Genomic DNA, 16,376 nt, shown 5'->3' with positions numbered 1-16,376 from the left:
CCATTGACCGACGGGTTCGGAGGACGCAGGGATGTTGGGATTGTTCGGCTTGATCGGTGCGCTTGGCGCAGGGCTGGTGATCGACGGGCTTTTCGCAAAGGACAATACCGCGCATTCCGATGCCGAGGATCCCGACCGCGAGGCCGAGGATCAGGGCCATGCCGACCGCCCTGACATGCTGGATCTGATCCGCGACCCTGCCGACGACGCGGCGGAGCGCTCTCCCCAACAGGATCTGCATCGCGATGGGGCAAGCGGGCAGGATTTCGAACCCGAGACGCGGCAGGCTGCGGGCGCCACCAAGCCTGATGCCATCCGGTTGGGCACGCTGCGCGATGACCGGATCGGCGGGGGCGAGGGCGATGACAGCATCAAGGGCTTGCAGGGGGATGACCAGATCGTCGGGCGGGGCGGCCATGACACGCTGGATGGCGGGCGCGGTGCCGACCGGCTGGAGGGCGAGCGCGGCAATGACCTGCTTCTGGGGCGCGATGGCGATGATGAACTGCGGGGCGGCGATGGTCATGACAGCCTGCGGGGCGGCAAGGGCCACGACCTTCTGGCAGGTGAAAACGGCGCGGACCGGCTGTTTGGCGCGGCGGGCCATGACAGCCTGATGGGCGGCAGCGGGCAGGACACGCTTTACGGTGGCGCAGGCAATGACTGGCTGCAGGGCGGCTATGGTGATGACCTGCTTTATGGCGGCGCGGGCAAGGACACGCTGGACGGCGATTTCGGCAATGACACGCTGGTGGGCCATGTGCCGGGTCGCATCGAGGATGAGACAGATTTCCTCAATGGCGGCGCCGGCAATGACCTGCTGGTCTTGGGCAATGGCGATATCGGTACCGGCGGCGCGGGGGCGGATCGCTTTCAACTGGGCGATTGGCTGACCGAAGGATCGGGAGCCTATATTGCCGATTTCGACGCGAGACAGGATGAGCTGGAGGTGATCTATGACGCCAAGGCGCATCCCGATCCGGTGCTGACGCTGCACAAGATCGCCAATTCCCCCGATGTGGAGTTGCATCTGGACGGGATGCGGCTGGCCACATTGGCGAATGGCGGCGGGATTGACCTGTCCACCATCCGCCTGACTGCCGCCTGAGCACCACCTGAGCGGACGGATGCAATGCAGCAGGTCTCGGCAGCCCCTTTATCCGCGCAGATCCTTCAATCCAGATTGAACACGCGTTTCGGGTGCAACTCGCCGCTGCGGTATTGCCCCACCGCCAGTGGGCGGCCCTGATAGCTGGCCCAGGCCTCATCGCCGAATTCCAGGCTGGCCAGAACCATCCCCGGATTGCCGTTGCGCAGGCGCGCAGCCCCTTCAGGCGTGGCTTGGACCTGCGGCAGATCAGCCAGCCCCAGTTCCAGCGGCAGCAGCAGCGCGTCAATCTCCGGGGTCCGGGCCAGTTCATCGATCCGCTCAAGGCTCGCGCCCTTGTCGGCGTCAAACGGGCCGGACCAGACACGACGCAGCCACGTCACATGGCCAAGACAGCCGAGCGCCTGCCCCAGATCCCGCGCGATGGAGCGGACATAGCCGCCCTTACCGCAGGTCATTTCCAGCTCGACATGATCGGCATCAGGACGCGCCACCATCTCCAGCGCCTCGACCCAGAGGGGACGCGCCGCCAGTTCCATTTCCACGCCTTCGCGGGCCAGATCATAGGCGCGCTCACCCTCGACCTTCACGGCGGAAAACTGCGGCGGCACCTGCATGATCTCGCCCCGGAAAGCGGCCAGCGCCGCCGCGATCTCGGCATCGCTCGGGCGCGCGTCAGATCGCGCGATCACCTCGCCCTCGGCATCATCGGTGGTGGTGGCAGAACCCAGCGTGACGCGGAAGCGATAGCATTTCAGCGCATCGGTGATATAGGGCACGGTCTTGGTCGCCTCGCCCAGCGCCACGGCCAGAACCCCGGTCGCCGCCGGATCCAGCGTGCCCGCATGGCCGGCCTTCTGCGCCTGAAACGCCCATTTCACCTTGTTCACCACGGCGGTGGAGGTCACGCCTGCGGGTTTGTCGATCACGACCCAACCCGAAACTGCCCGACCCTTTTTCGTGCGCGCCATTACCGCCTCCTGCCTGCGAAGGCCGCCTGCTAGCCGTGCCTCCGGTCGCCGTCAAGGCTGCGGCGTCAAGGCTTGGGAACCGCAAGCCCGACAATCGGCCCCATCGGCAGGCCCAGATCGAACCGCCGCAGCGCAGGCGCATAGAGCCGCGAAACCTTGCCATCGAAGTAAAGCGCGTTGGGCATCTGCAGCGCATCGCGGTAAAGCCGCCCCAAGGTGTCGAAATTCACCGAATCCTCGGAAATCGCAAAGATCGCCCGGCGTCCATCGGCGCTGACGCCAACCCCATTGCGGATATAGCGGCTGTCGCCACCGGGAATGAACCGCGGATGCAGCTTGCCATCGATCACCAGCATCGGCCCCGATTGGGTGGCAAAGCGGCAGGCCGGATTGTTGCGATCAAATTCATTCGATTCGATCACGGCAAAACCATCTTGCTTGATGCAGAAGACGCCATTGGGCAGCAGCCCGAAATTGCCCTTGGAGGCGGGCAGCACAATCCCGTGCGCCTCCCTGCCCTGCTCGACGTAAAGCCCGACCGGACTGCGATCAGGGTGATACATGCCGGCATTCATCGCGAAGGCCAGCGCCTTGCCCTCGGTCTGCAATTGCCTGTCAACTGCGCCGAAACTGCCCAGCAACCGGCCCGACGCATCAGAATGGAACAGGCGCAGGTCCTGCCCTGCCGTGACCTCGCACAAGGTGAAGGCCACACCGTCAAATTCGGTCTGGCGGCAGGGCGCGTCTTGCGCCACAGCCATCGCGGGCATGACCAGAAAGGCCAGCGCCGCCAGCAGCTTACGCATCGTCTTCGTCATCGGCTTCCGGCTGATCCAGATCGCGGCGCACCTTTTCATCGGCAAAAAGGCGGCGCGTCTCATCCAGCTGGTCAAAGGTGCCATCAGGCCGGAACCGCAGATCGGGCGCATATTTCAAAGTCAACTGTGCGCTGACATGGCGGCGCAATTCGTGCTTGTTGCGCGCAAGCGCCGCAATCGCCTCTTCGACCTTTACCGAGCCCATCAACGGCATGACATAGACCGTCGCCACCTTGAGATCGGGTGAACAACGCACCTCGCCCACGGTGATCGACATGCGGTTCAGCTCCGGGTCGTGGATATCGGCCCGGTTCAGAACGTCAGACAGGGTGCGCCGGATCAGTTCGCCGACGCGAAGCTGACGTTGCGAGGGGCCATCGCCCGAGGAGAAGCGGTTTTTCGACATGGTCCCCATCTAAGCGTTTCCGGCCCCGCCCGCAACGGCGGGCTTTCTGTCAAGGCCCACCCGCATCGGCGGGCTGTTTTGCGGGTTCTGCCCGCAAAGGCGTGGTTTCCTTACAGCCTCACCCGCAATGGCGGGCGGGTTTGCGTGCTCTGACCACAATGGCGGGCTTTTCCCCTGTGCGGCTGCGCGCTACATGGCAAGGAACAGCACATGGAGAAGCATGATGGGCGATTTGCCAGGCATTGTCATCACGGGCGCCTCTGGGCGGATGGGGCAGATGTTGCTGCGCGGCGTTCTGGCCTCCGACAAATGCCGTCTGGTCGGCGCGGTGACACGCGCGGGCAATTCCTTCATCGGTCGCGATGTCGCAGAGATGATCGGCGGCCAGCCCACCGGCATTATCGTGACGGATGACGCGCTCGAGGCGTTTTCCAGGGCGCAGGCCGTGATCGACTTTTCCACCCCGGATGCGACGGTGGAATTTGCGGCACTCGCCGCGCAGGCCCGCGCCGTTCATGTGATCGGCACCACCGGAATGGAGGCCAGCCACCTGGCAAAGGTTACCGCCGCCGCCCGTCATGCCGTCATCATCCGCGCCGGCAATATGAGCCTTGGCGTCAATCTTCTGGTGCAGCTGACGCAGAAGGTGGCCGCCGCCCTTGATGCAGAATGGGATATCGAGATCATCGAGGCGCATCACAACAAGAAGGTCGATGCGCCCTCTGGCACCGCGCTGATGCTGGGCGAGGCGGCAGCCGAAGGCCGGGGCGTGACACTGGCGGATGTGCGCGATTCGGGGCGCGATGGCATCACCGGCGCCCGCAAGGCCGGGGATATCGGTTTCACCGCCATTCGGGGCGGCGATATCGTGGGCGAACATGACGTGCTGTTTGCCAGCCCCGGCGAAAGGATCGTGCTGCGCCATATTGCGACCGATCGCACGATCTTTGCGCGCGGTGCGATCAAGGCCGCACTTTGGGGGCAGGATCGCGCGCCGGGCGAATATGACATGATGGATGTGCTGGGCCTTTAAGGCCCTGCCGCTCATCCCGTCATGGCCTTGCTTTCAGCCCGGGCCTTGCCTTCAGGGCGGGCCTTGCGGTCACACCGGACCTTGCGGTCAGAAATCGACGGCCAGGCCCTTCTTTTCCCAATCTCCATAGCGCACGGCTTCCGGGCCATCGCGCCCGCCCAGTTCCGTCGGCAGATCCAGCGGCTTGGCGGCAGCGCGCCGCGCCTCGGCCTCGGCCAAGGCCCGCTGCGCCGCAGGGGGCAGATTGGTCTCTGGGGGAAGGTCTCGCGTCTTGTCCGTCATGGTCGCATTCCTTGCAGGGATGTGTTGCATGATATACGGCCCGGACGGATCACAACAAGGGTGGGCGGGTCATGACGGCAAGGGCGGCAGCGGTGCAGATGCTGGATGCGGTGCTGGGTGAAGGGCAGTTGCTGTCGCAGATCGAGGCCCCTCTGGCAGATCTGTCGCCCGGCGACCGTGCCCGCACGCAACGGCTGGCCGCGCAGGTGCTGCGCCAGATCGAACAGACAGACCGCGTGTTGAAGCCGTTTCTGCGCAAGGCCCCGCCGCTGACGGTGCTGAACGTGCTGCGCCTTGGCACGGTAGAACTGGCATCGGGCGAGGCCGCGCATGGTGTGGTGAATGAAGCAGTGAACCTGATCCGCCCGCATCGCAAACATGGTGCGCTATCTGGGCTGGTGAATGCGGTGCTGCGCAAGGTGGCGGCGCTGGAGGCCCCTTTTGCCAAGCTGCCGCCGCAGCGCCTGCCCTATTGGCTGCGCAAGCCCTTGGTTGACACCTATGGCCGCGAGGTGGTCTCGGCCATCGAGGCGGTGCAGGCCCAACCCGCGCCCATCGACCTGACCTTGCGGCGCGCGGTGCCTGACCTCGGCGGCGATACCCTGCCCAGCGGCAGCCTGCGCATGGGTCCGGGCACGCAGGTCTCTGCCCTGCCCGGCTATGGTGACGGCGCATGGTGGGTGCAGGATGCCGCCGCAGCCCTTGCCGCGCCGCTTCTGGGCGCAAAACCGGGCGAGCGCGTGCTGGATCTCTGTGCAGCCCCCGGCGGCAAGACCCTGCAACTGGCCGCCACGGGCGCGGATGTCACCGCGCTGGATATATCGGAGCCGCGCCTTGCCCGGCTGCGCGACAATCTGGCCCGCACCGGGCTGACCGCGCAGATCGTTGTGGCCGACGCGCTGCATTGGCAGCCCGATGGGGCCTTTGACGCGATCCTGCTCGATGCGCCCTGCAGCGCCACCGGCACCATCCGCCGCCACCCCGATCTGCCCTTCGTCAAGGATGGCTCGGAACTGGCCGACCTGACCGCGCTGCAAGCCGCGCTTGTCGACCGCGCGCTGACATGGCTGAAGCCCGGCGGGCGGCTGGTCTATTGCACCTGCTCGCTGCTGCCCGACGAGGGCGAGGCGCAATTGACCGCAGCCCTTGCCCGCCATCCCGATCTCAAGGTGGAGCGGCCCGATCTGCCCGGCATCGAGCCCGGCTGGATCACGCCGGAAGGCGGGCTGCGCCTGCGCCCCGATTACTGGGCGGATCGCGGCGGGATGGATGGCTTCTTCATGGCCCGCCTCACGCGGGGATAAGCCCTGCAACCAGCCGGGGAAGCTGCGCGAAATCGTCAAACGCCACGTCATGCGGCAGGGCGCTGATCGGAGTTTTGCGATAGCCTTCGGTATAAAGCAGGAAGGGCAGCCGCGCCGCCTGCGCAGTTTCGGCGTCCACCTCGCTATCCCCGACAAACACGGCGGGGCCGCCGCCTAGCTGATCCAGGGCCGCCATCAGTGGCGCGGGATCGGGCTTCTTCACGGCAAGGGAATCGCCCCCGATCACCACCGGGAACACCGCATCCAGCCCGAAATGGCGCAGCACGGCGCGGGTGGGCCCAAGGGGTTTGTTGGTGCAGATCGCCAGCCGCGCACCGCTGGCCTCCAGATCCGCCAGCGCCTGCTGCACACCGGGATAAAGGCGGGTCAGATCCTGCGCTGTCTCGTAAACGGTCAGAAAATCCGCCAGAAGGGCATCCTGAAACGCACCTCCGGATGGCAATCCGCGCGACTCGGCCAGACGCGCCAGCAGATTGGGCGCGCCGCGCCCGACAAAGCCGCGGACCTCATCGGGGGTGAATGTCTGGCCATGGGCGGCAAAGACCCGATTCGCACTGGCATGGATATCGGGGACGCTGTCGATCAGGGTTCCATCGAGATCGAAAATCACTGCGGGCTTCATGGCGCACCTCCTGTTTGCGGCGCAACCTGCCCCGCCCGGCGGCAGAGGTCCAGCCCCGTGAGCCCATTGGCCGATCCCCGCTCACACAGGCTTTTGCGGTGACAGCGCCCAGCCCCGCCGCTATGGTGCGGCGGCAAGAATACCCGGAACGGGCGGCAGGTAAGGCATGGCAGGCGTGACGCGCAGCGCATGGTGGCAAGAGGCTTGGGTGCAGGCGATGAACCGTCTGGCCGCGCGCCGTGCTGCCCGCGCCGAACCCGCCGCAGGCTTTGTCAGCCAGCCCGAACCGCGCACCATCGGCCTGTTCGCGCGCGGCAAGCAACTGGTCGCCGGAAACTTCCTGTTCGCGGGCCATCTGGTCGAGGCACCGGGCATCGGCATCTGGGACATCACCCGCCCCAGCCCGACCTTCGAGGCCGAGTTGCAGGGCTTTGCCTGGCTGGATGATCTCGCGGCGGTCGGTGATCCGGTGTCGCGCAAACGCGCGCAGGACTGGACCTTTGACTGGATCAACCGCTACGGCAAGGGTCAGGGCATGGGCTGGTCGCCCGATCTGACCGGACGGCGCCTGATCCGCTGGATCAACCACGCGATCCTGCTGCTGACCGGGCAGGACCGTCAGCGCGCGTTGGCCTATTACCATTCCCTGTCGCAACAGACCCTGTTCCTGTCGCGCCGCTGGCAGGCGGCATCGCCCGGCCTGCCCCGGTTCGAGGCGCTGACCGGGCTGATCTATGCGGGCCTTGCCCTGATCGGGATGGAGAACCACGTCGATCCGGCCGCCGCCGCCCTTGCCCGCGAATGCGAGCGCGAGGTGGACGCCCAGGGCGGCATCCCGACCCGCAACCCAGAGGAATTGCTTGAGGTTTTCACCCTGCTGACCTGGGCCGCGCAGGCGCTGTCCGATGCCGGACGCATCGTGCCCGCCGCCCATCTGGCGGCGATTGCACGGATCGCGCCCACGCTGCGTGCGCTGCGCCATGCCGATGGGGGCCTTGCCCGTTTTCACGGCGGCGGGCGGGGGTTGGAGGGTCGGCTGGATCACGCCCTTGCCAATTCCGGCGTGAAGCCCGCGCCGCATCCCGGGCCCGCCATGGGCTTCATCCGGCTGTCGGGCGGGCGGTCTTCGGTCATCATCGATGCAACATCGCCGCCGCAGGGTCTGGCAGGGGCCTCGGCCCATGCCTCGACCCTTGCCTTCGAGCTGACCTCGGGGCGGCGCCCCGTGGTGGTCAATTGCGGCTCTGGCGCGCCCTTCGGGGCAGACTGGCACCGCGCCAGCCGCGCCACGCAAAGCCATTCGACCCTGGCCGTGGACGGCTATTCGTCATCGCGCTTTGCCCGCGACGGGCGCGAGGTGCTGGTGGATCTGGCGGGCATCACCGTGCTGGACCCGACCGGCACCGAGGATGGCCCGCATCTGCTGGCCGGTCATGATGGCTGGCGCGGCACCCATGGCCTGACCCATCTGCGCGACCTGACGCTGTCGCATGACGGTCGGCACCTGAACGGCGTCGACATGCTGACCGCCGACACCGCGTCAGACCGCGCCCGCCTTGGCACCCTGCTCGGGCGGCAAAAGGACGGGATCGGCTTCAGCCTGCGCTTCCATCTGCACCCCGATACCGATGCCGCGCTGGACATGGGCGGAACCGCCGTGTCCATCGCGTTGCGCTCTGGCGAGATCTGGGTGTTCCGCCATGATGGGCAGGCAAAACTGACGCTGGAGCCTTCGGTCTATCTGGAAAAGGGCCGTTTGATGCCGCGTGCGACAAAACAGATCCTGCTGACCGCGAATTTGCGGGATTTCGAAGGCCGTATCGGCTGGACCTTGGCGAAGGCACAGGATACTCCGCTCGCCATCCGCGACCTTGACCGGGAAGACGCAGCCTCCCGCCCCTGATCAGGAGAGATCCATGCACAGCGCCTCCGCCACCCCGCCCGTGAACCTTGTCCCCGTGGGGCGTGCGTTGATTTCGGTGTCCGACAAAACAGGGCTGGTGGATTTCGCCCGCGCCCTTGCCGCGCAGGGGGTGGAGTTGATCTCGACCGGCGGCACCTCTGCCGCGCTGCGTCAGGCGGGCCTTGCGGTGCGCGATGTGGCCGAGGTGACCGGCTTTCCCGAGATGATGGATGGCCGCGTGAAGACCCTGCACCCGATGGTGCATGGCGGGCTTCTGGCGCTGCGCGATGATGACGAGCATCTGGTCGCCATGGCCGCCCACGGGATCGAGCCGATCGACCTGCTGGTGGTGAACCTTTATCCGTTCGAGCAAACCGTGGCGCGCGGTGCATCCTATGCCGATTGCATCGAGAATATCGATATCGGCGGCCCGGCGATGATCCGCGCGGCCTCCAAGAACCATAAATTTGTCAATGTCGTCACCGATCCGCAGGATTACGACGCCCTGCTGACCGAGTTGAAGACCCATGATGGCGCGACATCCTATGCGTTCCGCCAGCGGCTGGCGCTGACCGCCTATAGCCGCACCGCCGCCTATGATGCGGCCGTATCCGCCTGGATGGCGGGCGCGCTGAAGGAAGAAGCCCCGCGCCGTCGCGCCTTTGCCGGCCAGATTGCCCAAACCCTGCGCTATGGCGAAAACCCGCATCAGAAAGCGGCCTTCTACACCGATGGCACGCAGCGCCCCGGCGTGGCCACGGCGCAGCAATGGCAGGGCAAGGAACTGTCCTACAACAATATCAACGACACCGATGCAGCCTTTGAGCTGGTGGCGGAGTTCGACCCGGCGCAAGGCCCGGCCTGCGCCATCATCAAACACGCCAATCCCTGTGGCGTGGCGACGGGCGCGACTTTGGCCGAGGCCTATGCCCGCGCCTTTGATTGCGACCGCACCTCGGCCTTTGGCGGTATCATCGCGCTGAACCAGACGCTGGATGAGGCAACCGCCCGCGAAATCACCGGCATCTTCACCGAAGTGGTGATCGCGCCGGAAGCCACGCCCGAGGCCCGCGCGGTCTTTGCCACCAAGAAGAACCTGCGACTGCTGACCACGGGCCGCCTGCCCGACCCGAAGGCCAAGGGGCTGGCGTGGAAACAGGTCGCCGGGGGCTTTCTGGTGCAAGATCGCGACAATGGCGCGCTGGCCATGGCCGACCTGAAGGTCGTGACCAAGCGCCAGCCGACCGAGGCCGAATTGCGCGATCTGCTCTTTGCATGGACCGTCGCGAAACATGTGAAATCCAACGCCATCATCTATGTGAAGGATGGCGCGACCGTCGGTGTGGGCGCGGGCCAGATGAGCCGCGTCGACAGCACCCGGATCGCCGCCCGCAAGGCGCAGGACATGGCCGAGGCGCTTGGCCTTGGCGCGCCGCTGACCCAGGGATCAGTCGTGGCGTCGGATGCGTTCTTCCCGTTTGCCGATGGGCTGATCACCGCAGCCGAGGCCGGTGCCACCGCGATCATCCAGCCCGGCGGCTCGATGCGCGATGACGAGGTGATCGCCGCCGCCGATGAGCGTGGCCTTGCCATGGTCTTCACCGGCATACGCCATTTCCGGCACTGATCCGATGCGGCGCATGGCCCTTGTCGCCACCCTGATCTTCGTGATCGACCAGATCACGAAGCTGGCTGTGGTCTTTGGACTGGACCTGAAGAACCGGCACGAGATCGACGTGCTGCCGCCCTTGCTGAATTTCCGCATGGCGTGGAATCAGGGGGTGAATTTCGGCCTGCTGTCCAGCGCCAGCGAGTTCATGCGCTGGTTCATCATCGTGATGTCGCTGGTGATCACCGCCTGGGTCTGGATCTGGATCCGCCGGGGGGGCCATGGCCGCTGGATGCAGATCAGCGCGGGTGTGCTGATCGGCGGCGCGCTTGGCAATGTGGTGGACCGCGTGGCCTATGGTGCCGTCGCCGACTTCCTGAACATGACCTGCTGTGGTTTTGAAAACCCCTATGCGTTCAACGTCGCCGATATCGCGATCTTTGCCGGGGCCTTCGGCTTGGTGATCTTTGGCGGCAAGGATCGCGGCCCCAAAACGGCGGGCAACAAGGCGGGCGGCAAGCCTGCGGTGAAGCCGGGCGCGAAATCCGGGCAGAAAGCCGCTGCCCCGCGCCGAAAGACCCCGTGACGCGCCATGACCAATGCGCTAAGACGAACACGGAACTTGCGGGAGTGGGCAATGCGGGCGAACCCGAGGGCATATCTGGCGGCGGCTTTGATGCTGGCCCTTGCCGCCTGTGGCGGATCGGACGAGCCGCAATTGATGAACCTGCGCTCGACCGGCGACGGCCCTGACGAATTTGCCATCCTGCCGCCCAAGCCGCTGCAAATGCCGCCGAATCTGCAGGCCCTGCCCACCCCTACACCGGGCGGCAGCAATATCACTGACCCGACCCCGCTTGCCGATGCCGTTGTGGCGCTTGGCGGCAAGCCGGGCGCGGGCAGCAATGATGCGGCGCTGGTCGCCTATGCCACCCGCAATGGTGTGGCCGCCGGCATCCGCCAGACCCTTGCCGCCGAGGATCTGGAATTCCGTCGCAAGAATGACGGTCGCCTGCTGGAACGCATCTTTGACGTGAACGTCTATTACCGCGCCTATGCACCGATGTCGCTGGACCAACACGCCGAGCTGGAGCGTTGGCGTCGCGCCGGGGCGGGCAATCCCTCTGCCCCGCCAGTTGCCAAGCAGTAAACTCCGCGTCACCCCGGCTTGACCCTGCCTGCCCCTCGCGTAGCTATGGGGCAGTGCAAGTCGGAGCCATTCATGCGCCAACTCCTCCTCGGGACAGCTTTTCTTGCTGTCACCGCCCCCGCCGCGCTCGCAGCGCCCGTCAGCCGCTTCACCCTGGACAATGGTCTTGAGGTCGTGGTGATCGAGGATCACCGCGCCCCGGTCGCGGTGCAGATGATGTGGTATAAGGTCGGTGCCGCCGACGAGCCCCCCGGCCATTCCGGCATCGCCCATTTCTTTGAACATCTGATGTTCAAGGCCACCGATGATCTGGCAGCGGGTGAATTCTCGCGCATCGTCGAGGCACAGGGCGGCAATGACAACGCCTTTACCAGCTGGGATTATACCGCCTATTACCAAAGGGTTGCGGCGGATCGGCTGGACCTCATGATGACGATCGAGGCAGACCGGATGCGCGATCTGCAACTGACCGATGACGTGGTTGCGACCGAACGCAACGTGATCCTTGAGGAACGCAACCAGCGCACCGACAGCGATCCGCGCAGCCTGTTTCAAGAACAGACCCGCGCCGCGCAATATCTGAACCACCCTTATGGGGTGCCGGTGATCGGATGGCGCCACGAGATCGAGGCGCTGAACCGCAGGGACGCCGAGGCGTTTTACAAGACCTATTACGCGCCCAACAATGCGGTGCTGGTGGTGGCGGGCGATGTGACGCCCGATGCAGTGCGCGCCATGGCTGAAACCCATTACGGGCCGTTGCAGCCGACCGCCGACCTGCCGCCGCGCCTCCGCCCGCAAGAGCCACCGCAACTGGCGGAGCGCCGCATCACCATGGCGGATGCCCGCGTCTCGCAGCCCTATATGATGCGCACCTATCTCGCGCCCAAGCGCGAAAGCGGTAACCAGAAAGAGGCGGCGGCGCTGCTCTATCTAGCGGAATTGCTGGGCGGGTCGGGCACGACCAGCCTGTTTGCCAAGGGCCTGCAATTCCAGGACCCCAAGGCGGTCTATTCCTATGCCTTCTATGATGGCACGGCGGTGGACAGCGGCACCTTCGGCTTTGGCCTTGTGCCGCTGCCGGGGGTCAACCCCGAGGCGGCCGAGGCCGCGATGGACCAGATCGTGGCGGACTTCCTGAAATCCGGCCCCGACCCGGCGGCGTTTGAGCGTATCCGCACCCAGCTGCGTGCCTCGGAAATCTATGGCCGCGACGATGCGCAGGGCCTTGCGCAACGCTATGGCGAGGCGCTGACCGTGGGCCTCACGCTGCAGGATATCGAGGATTGGCCCAAGGTGCTGCAAGAGGTCACGCCCGATGATGTGATGGCCGCCGCCCGCAAGGTGCTGGATCGCCGTAATGCGGTGACCGGCTGGCTGATGGATACCGATGAGGAGGCTGCACAATGATGCTGCGCCATATTCTGCCCCGCCTTGCAATTCTGCCGGTCCTGCTGGTGTTGGCAGCCCCCCTGCGGGCCGAGATCGCCATCCAAGAGGTTACCTCGCCCGGCGGCATCAAGGCCTGGCTGGTCGAAGAACACGAGATCCCCTTCACCGCGCTGGAAATCCGCTTTCGCGGCGGCACCGCGGTGGATGCGCCCGGCAAGCGCGGGGCGGTGAACCTGATGACCGCCCTCATTGAGGAGGGCGCGGCAGAGATGAACGCCCAGAAATTTGCCGAGACCCGTGACGGGCTGGCGGCGGATTTCAAGTTCAATGCCAGCATCGACAGCGTTTCGGTCTCGGCCCGGATGCTGACCGAGAACCGCGCGCAGGCGGCGGAACTGCTGCGCCTGGCGCTGACCGCGCCGCGCTTTGACACTGACGCGGTGGAGCGGGTGCGTGGTCAGGTTCTGTCCGGCCTGCGCAGCGATGAAAAGGATCCTGCCACCCTTGCCAGTCGCCGCTTCAACGCGCTGGCCTTTGGCGATCACCCTTATGGCACTTCGGGTGATGGCACACCGGACAGCGTGGCCGCGCTGACCCGTGACGATATCCTGGCCGCCCATAAGGCCACGCTGACGCGCGACCGGGTCTATGTCGCGGCCGTCGGCGATATCAGCGCCGCAGACCTTGGCACGCTGCTGGACCAGTTGCTGGGCGGTCTGCCCGCGACCGGCGCGGTGCCCGTGGCCCCTGCCCCGGTCGGGCTGACCGGCGGCGTCACCGTGGTGCCCTTCCCCACCCCGCAGGCGGTGGTGCTGTTCGGCCAGAACGGGATCGAACGCGACGACCCCGATTACTTCGCGGCCTTCATCCTGAACGAGATCATGGGCGGCGAGCGTTTCGGCTCACGCCTGATGACCGAGCTGCGCGAGAAGCGCGGGCTGACCTATGGTGTCAGCACATGGCTTGCCGATTTCGATCAGGCCGACCTGCTGGCCGGGCAGTTTTCAACCGATAACAAGACGGTCGCCGAGGCCATTTCGATCCTGCGGGAAGAATGGGCCAAGGCCGCGCAGGGCGTGACCGAGGCCGAACTTGCCAATGCCAAGACCTATCTGACCGGTGCCTATCCGCTGCGCTTTGACGGCAATGGCCAGATCGCCAATATCCTTGTCGGGATGCAAAGCATCGGCCTGCCCTCGGATTATTCGGCCACCCGCAATGACAAGGTGAATGCCGTCACGCTGGAAGACATCCGCCGCGTGGCCGCAAGGCTGTTCAAGCGCGAAGACCTGCGGATCGTGGTGGTGGGCGAGCCGGTGGGCGTCGAAAGCACCCCGGAATGAGGGATAGCGCGCCCTGCTGAAAGGTGGGGTGCTTCCTTCTGGGGTGCGTTTGTGCTGAGGTAGGCGAGGCGACGGATTGAGCCAATTGCTGGCTATAGCGGATCATGTGCAGAAATGGTCAGCCAACACTTTGCAGGGGTTCCCGATGAAGCATTCTGCCATTCAGCAAGAGTTCGAAAAGCAAGGGCGGTATTGGTTCAGAGGCGCGCTGTCTGCTCATGATCTCTCGATCCTTGATACCGCGACAGACCTGAGCGGGAAGCCGGGAGAGCGGCTTGCCCTGTCCGCCGATCTGAAACGGGCCTTGTCCGGTGACAGCGACCTCGGAAAGCTTATGCGGGTGTTCAACAAGGATCTGATCCCCGCCCGGATTGTCGCGTTCAACAAGACTGCCGGGAATAACTGGGCCGTGCCGTGGCATCAGGATCGCGTCATCGCCGTAGCGGATCGACATGAGGTTGCGGGGTTTTCCAACTGGACCCACAAAGGGCGCGAGTGGCACTGCGAACCTCCTCGGGAACTGTTGGATCAAATGTATTTCGTGCGCGTTCATCTGGATGACAACGCTGCTGCAGACGGCACCATGCGGATTGCCTTGGGGAGCCATATGGGCGGCTATGTCCCGGCAGCGGCAGCCAGGGAAGAGGCTGAACGGTATGAGCAAGAGGACTGTGTGGCGCGTCGCGGCGATGTGCTGGTGCTCAAAATGCTCACCTTGCACGCCTCATCATCCTCAGAGACAACAAATCCGCGCCGGGTTTTCAGGGTCGATTATGCACCGCTGGCCATGCTTCCAAAACCGCTCGAATGGCTCTGATCGACGGACCGATCCGCCCCGCAAAGCTGCCAGCGAAATGTTGGCCGGCGGGAAATTGAGACCTCGCGCCGGAGCGTCCCCCCAGCAATAACAAAGGCCCCCGGCGCAGCTGCGCGAGGGGCCTTTTCACATCGGTAGGGCGCGGATCCGTTTTCTGGATCCTAGCCGCCCCCGAGCCTTCGGGGGTCTTACTTGCCGTAGGCGGCCTCAAAGGCCAGATCTTCGATCTGCAGACGGCTGATGCCCAGATCGGACAGGTCGCGGTCGGACAGGATGCGCAGCTCATTCAGCGTGCGGACATAGATCGCACGACGGGCGCGGGCGGCGCGCAGATTGCTCAGAACATTGGAAACCGTCTCGGCGAAGGAAAAGCCGGAAGCGCGGTTGGAAATCACATGTGCCATTTCAGTGCCTCATCTCTCTCTTGTTGGGCTTGGGTCCCCTGACCTTCGCCGTTAACGCCAACATGGGGCAAATGCTGCACCTGCACAATCCGCCGAGTCGCCAAAGCCGCCATGCGGCAGATGCATGGCTTGTTTCAAAGCTGCCCGTTAAATGATCACACCATATTTCGCCTTGTTTTGCAGGGCATTCGGCGCGGGCATGAAAAATCCCGCGCCAATGGCGCGGGATTTCTGCATGTGCGAAATGATCTGTATGGCAAGGCCCCAGCAGACGAAAGATTGCGTCGCCTGCCGGGATCGCCTTACTTGGCCAAAGCCTTACTTGGTCGGTGCCTTGGCGAAACGCAGATAGGGCAGCTTGATGTCAAGCGGGCCAAACTTTTCCTGCGCCTGCTCGTTGTTCAGGCTCAGCGCCACGATCACGTCCTGACCCGGCACCCAGTTGGCAGGGGTGGCAATCGGCACGCCGTCGGTCGCCTGAACCGCGTCCAGCGCGCGCAGGATCTCGGCGAAGTTGCGGCCCACCGACATCGGATAGGTCATGGTCAGACGGACCTTCTTGTCCGGCCCGACAATATAGACCGTGCGCACGGTGGCGGTGTGGGCCGGGGCGCGGCCCTCGGTCGGCAGGTAGTATTCGGCCGGCAGCATGTCATAGGCCTTGGCCACCGTCAGCGAGGTATCGTCGATGATCGGGAAGTCGGCGGGGCTGCCCGCGAAGGCCTCGATATCGCGCTTCCACTTGCCGTGATCCTCGACCGAGTCGACGGAGACGCCGATCACCTTGGTCTTGCGCTTGGCAAATTCGGGGGCCAGTTGCGCCACGGCACCAAATTCGGTGGTGCAGACCGGCGTAAAGTCACGCGGATGCGAGAAGATGATCGCGTAGCTGTCGCCAAGCCAGTCATGGAAATTGATCTGTCCGGCGGTCGAATCCGCGGTGAAATCAGGGGCGATATCGTTGATACGGATGGACATTGCGTCAGCTCCTCAGGGTTTCGCAGGGAACATAAACCCTCATCCGGCATTTGGAACCCCCCTGCACCCGCTTGATGGCAAAAGAAGGCCGAAACTCCATCCGGCTTGCGCAATGCAGAAGTTTTCTCCGATTTCAGGCCTGCGCGGAAAATCTCCTGACTGCGCGAAGGCCATTGGACGGGCCGCTGTCCCGATGCTAACGACACAGCACCCTG

At 64.9% G+C, this 16,376-nt stretch carries 17 protein-coding genes; 10 read left to right on the top strand and 7 right to left on the bottom strand.

Annotated elements, in window-relative coordinates; all coding sequences use genetic code 11:
• Nucleotides 1–31: 31 nt before the first annotated feature.
• Nucleotides 32–1,108 carry a calcium-binding protein gene (locus GBJ34_RS16360; RefSeq protein WP_151720270.1) on the top strand — a complete coding sequence of 359 codons (1,077 nt, stop codon included), beginning with the start codon at nucleotides 32–34 and terminating at the stop codon, nucleotides 1,106–1,108.
• Nucleotides 1,109–1,173: 65 nt separating this feature from the next.
• On the opposite strand, the gene truB is transcribed toward GBJ34_RS16360, so the two are convergent.
• From truB to rbfA, 3 genes are all read right to left on the bottom strand, one after another.
• Nucleotides 1,174–2,079: a tRNA pseudouridine(55) synthase TruB gene (truB, locus tag GBJ34_RS16355; RefSeq protein ID WP_151720269.1), complete on the bottom strand. Its 906-nt coding sequence runs from the start codon at nucleotides 2,077–2,079 to the stop codon at nucleotides 1,174–1,176.
• Between the two features lie 65 nt (nucleotides 2,080–2,144).
• Nucleotides 2,145–2,885: a phosphodiester glycosidase family protein gene (locus GBJ34_RS16350; protein WP_404811440.1), complete on the bottom strand. Its 741-nt coding sequence runs from the start codon at nucleotides 2,883–2,885 to the stop codon at nucleotides 2,145–2,147.
• On the bottom strand, nucleotides 2,878–3,312 hold the full coding sequence (rbfA, locus tag GBJ34_RS16345; protein ID WP_151720267.1) for a 30S ribosome-binding factor RbfA: 435 nt from the start codon (nucleotides 3,310–3,312) through the stop codon (nucleotides 2,878–2,880). Before rbfA ends, GBJ34_RS16350 begins: the two co-directional genes overlap by 8 nt.
• A 214-nt stretch (nucleotides 3,313–3,526) precedes the next feature.
• On the opposite strand from rbfA, the gene dapB reads away from it, so the two are divergent.
• Nucleotides 3,527–4,336: a 4-hydroxy-tetrahydrodipicolinate reductase gene (gene dapB, locus GBJ34_RS16340; RefSeq protein WP_151720266.1), complete on the top strand. Its 810-nt coding sequence runs from the start codon at nucleotides 3,527–3,529 to the stop codon at nucleotides 4,334–4,336.
• A gap of 87 nt (nucleotides 4,337–4,423) precedes the next feature.
• Here dapB and GBJ34_RS16335 read toward each other — a convergent pair whose 3' ends face one another.
• A complete protein-coding gene (locus GBJ34_RS16335) occupies nucleotides 4,424–4,618 on the bottom strand; it encodes a DUF1674 domain-containing protein (protein ID WP_151720265.1) in 195 nt (64 codons plus the stop codon).
• A gap of 71 nt (nucleotides 4,619–4,689) precedes the next feature.
• On the opposite strand from GBJ34_RS16335, the gene GBJ34_RS16330 reads away from it, so the two are divergent.
• Nucleotides 4,690–5,922: an RsmB/NOP family class I SAM-dependent RNA methyltransferase gene (locus tag GBJ34_RS16330; protein WP_151720264.1), complete on the top strand. Its 1,233-nt coding sequence runs from the start codon at nucleotides 4,690–4,692 to the stop codon at nucleotides 5,920–5,922.
• Here GBJ34_RS16330 and gph read toward each other — a convergent pair.
• The gene (gph, locus tag GBJ34_RS16325; RefSeq protein ID WP_151720263.1) at nucleotides 5,909–6,565 is read right to left on the bottom strand and encodes a phosphoglycolate phosphatase; all 657 of its coding nucleotides are present in this window, start codon (nucleotides 6,563–6,565) and stop codon (nucleotides 5,909–5,911) included. The two genes, GBJ34_RS16330 and gph, sit on opposite strands and share 14 nt — an antisense overlap.
• 166 nt (nucleotides 6,566–6,731) lie before the next feature.
• On the opposite strand from gph, the gene GBJ34_RS16320 reads away from it, so the two are divergent.
• From GBJ34_RS16320 to GBJ34_RS16290, 7 genes are all read left to right on the top strand, one after another.
• The gene (locus tag GBJ34_RS16320) at nucleotides 6,732–8,468 is read left to right on the top strand and encodes a heparinase II/III family protein (protein ID WP_226341239.1); all 1,737 of its coding nucleotides are present in this window, start codon (nucleotides 6,732–6,734) and stop codon (nucleotides 8,466–8,468) included.
• A 13-nt stretch (nucleotides 8,469–8,481) separates the two neighbouring features.
• On the top strand, nucleotides 8,482–10,095 hold the full coding sequence (purH, locus tag GBJ34_RS16315; protein ID WP_151720262.1) for a bifunctional phosphoribosylaminoimidazolecarboxamide formyltransferase/IMP cyclohydrolase: 1,614 nt from the start codon (nucleotides 8,482–8,484) through the stop codon (nucleotides 10,093–10,095).
• A 4-nt stretch (nucleotides 10,096–10,099) separates the two neighbouring features.
• Nucleotides 10,100–10,663, top strand: a complete 564-nt coding sequence (lspA, locus tag GBJ34_RS16310; RefSeq protein ID WP_151720261.1) for a signal peptidase II — start codon at nucleotides 10,100–10,102, stop codon at nucleotides 10,661–10,663.
• A gap of 51 nt (nucleotides 10,664–10,714) precedes the next feature.
• On the top strand, nucleotides 10,715–11,227 hold the full coding sequence (locus GBJ34_RS16305) for a DUF3035 domain-containing protein (protein WP_151720260.1): 513 nt from the start codon (nucleotides 10,715–10,717) through the stop codon (nucleotides 11,225–11,227).
• A gap of 72 nt (nucleotides 11,228–11,299) precedes the next feature.
• The gene (locus GBJ34_RS16300) at nucleotides 11,300–12,637 is read left to right on the top strand and encodes a M16 family metallopeptidase (protein ID WP_151720259.1); all 1,338 of its coding nucleotides are present in this window, start codon (nucleotides 11,300–11,302) and stop codon (nucleotides 12,635–12,637) included.
• Entirely contained in the window at nucleotides 12,637–13,962 is a 1,326-nt protein-coding gene (locus GBJ34_RS16295; RefSeq protein ID WP_151720304.1) for a M16 family metallopeptidase, read from the top strand. Before GBJ34_RS16300 ends, GBJ34_RS16295 begins: the two co-directional genes overlap by 1 nt.
• Nucleotides 13,963–14,038: 76 nt before the next feature.
• Entirely contained in the window at nucleotides 14,039–14,779 is a 741-nt protein-coding gene (locus GBJ34_RS16290; RefSeq protein ID WP_151720258.1) for a phytanoyl-CoA dioxygenase family protein, read from the top strand.
• 188 nt (nucleotides 14,780–14,967) lie between these two features.
• On the opposite strand, the gene GBJ34_RS16285 is transcribed toward GBJ34_RS16290, so the two are convergent.
• Both GBJ34_RS16285 and GBJ34_RS16280 read right to left on the bottom strand, forming a co-directional pair.
• A complete protein-coding gene (locus GBJ34_RS16285; protein WP_151720257.1) occupies nucleotides 14,968–15,183 on the bottom strand; it encodes a DUF1127 domain-containing protein in 216 nt (71 codons plus the stop codon).
• Nucleotides 15,184–15,501: 318 nt separating this feature from the next.
• On the bottom strand, nucleotides 15,502–16,161 hold the full coding sequence (locus tag GBJ34_RS16280) for a peroxiredoxin (RefSeq protein WP_151720256.1): 660 nt from the start codon (nucleotides 16,159–16,161) through the stop codon (nucleotides 15,502–15,504).
• Between the last annotated feature and the right edge of the window lie 215 nt (nucleotides 16,162–16,376).

Origin of the sequence: Gemmobacter serpentinus (genome assembly GCF_008973825.1) — a bacterium.
Taxonomy (GTDB): domain Bacteria; phylum Pseudomonadota; class Alphaproteobacteria; order Rhodobacterales; family Rhodobacteraceae; genus Gemmobacter; species Gemmobacter serpentinus.
Note: the sequence above shows the minus strand (reverse complement) of the source record. Positions and strands in the feature narration are given on the sequence as shown.

Coding starts and splice junctions, on each gene's coding strand:
- GBJ34_RS16350 (WP_404811440.1), bottom strand. CDS start 2,885: ATGCGTAAGCTGCTGGCGGCGCTGGCCTTTCTGGTCATGCCCGCGATG.
- GBJ34_RS16360 (WP_151720270.1), top strand. CDS start 32: ATGTTGGGATTGTTCGGCTTGATCGGTGCGCTTGGCGCAGGGCTGGTG.
- dapB (WP_151720266.1), top strand. CDS start 3,527: ATGGGCGATTTGCCAGGCATTGTCATCACGGGCGCCTCTGGGCGGATG.
- GBJ34_RS16320 (WP_226341239.1), top strand. CDS start 6,732: ATGGCAGGCGTGACGCGCAGCGCATGGTGGCAAGAGGCTTGGGTGCAG.
- GBJ34_RS16305 (WP_151720260.1), top strand. CDS start 10,715: ATGCGGGCGAACCCGAGGGCATATCTGGCGGCGGCTTTGATGCTGGCC.
- GBJ34_RS16330 (WP_151720264.1), top strand. CDS start 4,690: ATGACGGCAAGGGCGGCAGCGGTGCAGATGCTGGATGCGGTGCTGGGT.
- GBJ34_RS16285 (WP_151720257.1), bottom strand. CDS start 15,183: ATGGCACATGTGATTTCCAACCGCGCTTCCGGCTTTTCCTTCGCCGAG.
- GBJ34_RS16295 (WP_151720304.1), top strand. CDS start 12,637: ATGCTGCGCCATATTCTGCCCCGCCTTGCAATTCTGCCGGTCCTGCTG.
- GBJ34_RS16300 (WP_151720259.1), top strand. CDS start 11,300: ATGCGCCAACTCCTCCTCGGGACAGCTTTTCTTGCTGTCACCGCCCCC.
- truB (WP_151720269.1), bottom strand. CDS start 2,079: ATGGCGCGCACGAAAAAGGGTCGGGCAGTTTCGGGTTGGGTCGTGATC.
- rbfA (WP_151720267.1), bottom strand. CDS start 3,312: ATGGGGACCATGTCGAAAAACCGCTTCTCCTCGGGCGATGGCCCCTCG.
- GBJ34_RS16280 (WP_151720256.1), bottom strand. CDS start 16,161: ATGTCCATCCGTATCAACGATATCGCCCCTGATTTCACCGCGGATTCG.
- gph (WP_151720263.1), bottom strand. CDS start 6,565: ATGAAGCCCGCAGTGATTTTCGATCTCGATGGAACCCTGATCGACAGC.
- GBJ34_RS16335 (WP_151720265.1), bottom strand. CDS start 4,618: ATGACGGACAAGACGCGAGACCTTCCCCCAGAGACCAATCTGCCCCCT.
- purH (WP_151720262.1), top strand. CDS start 8,482: ATGCACAGCGCCTCCGCCACCCCGCCCGTGAACCTTGTCCCCGTGGGG.
- lspA (WP_151720261.1), top strand. CDS start 10,100: ATGCGGCGCATGGCCCTTGTCGCCACCCTGATCTTCGTGATCGACCAG.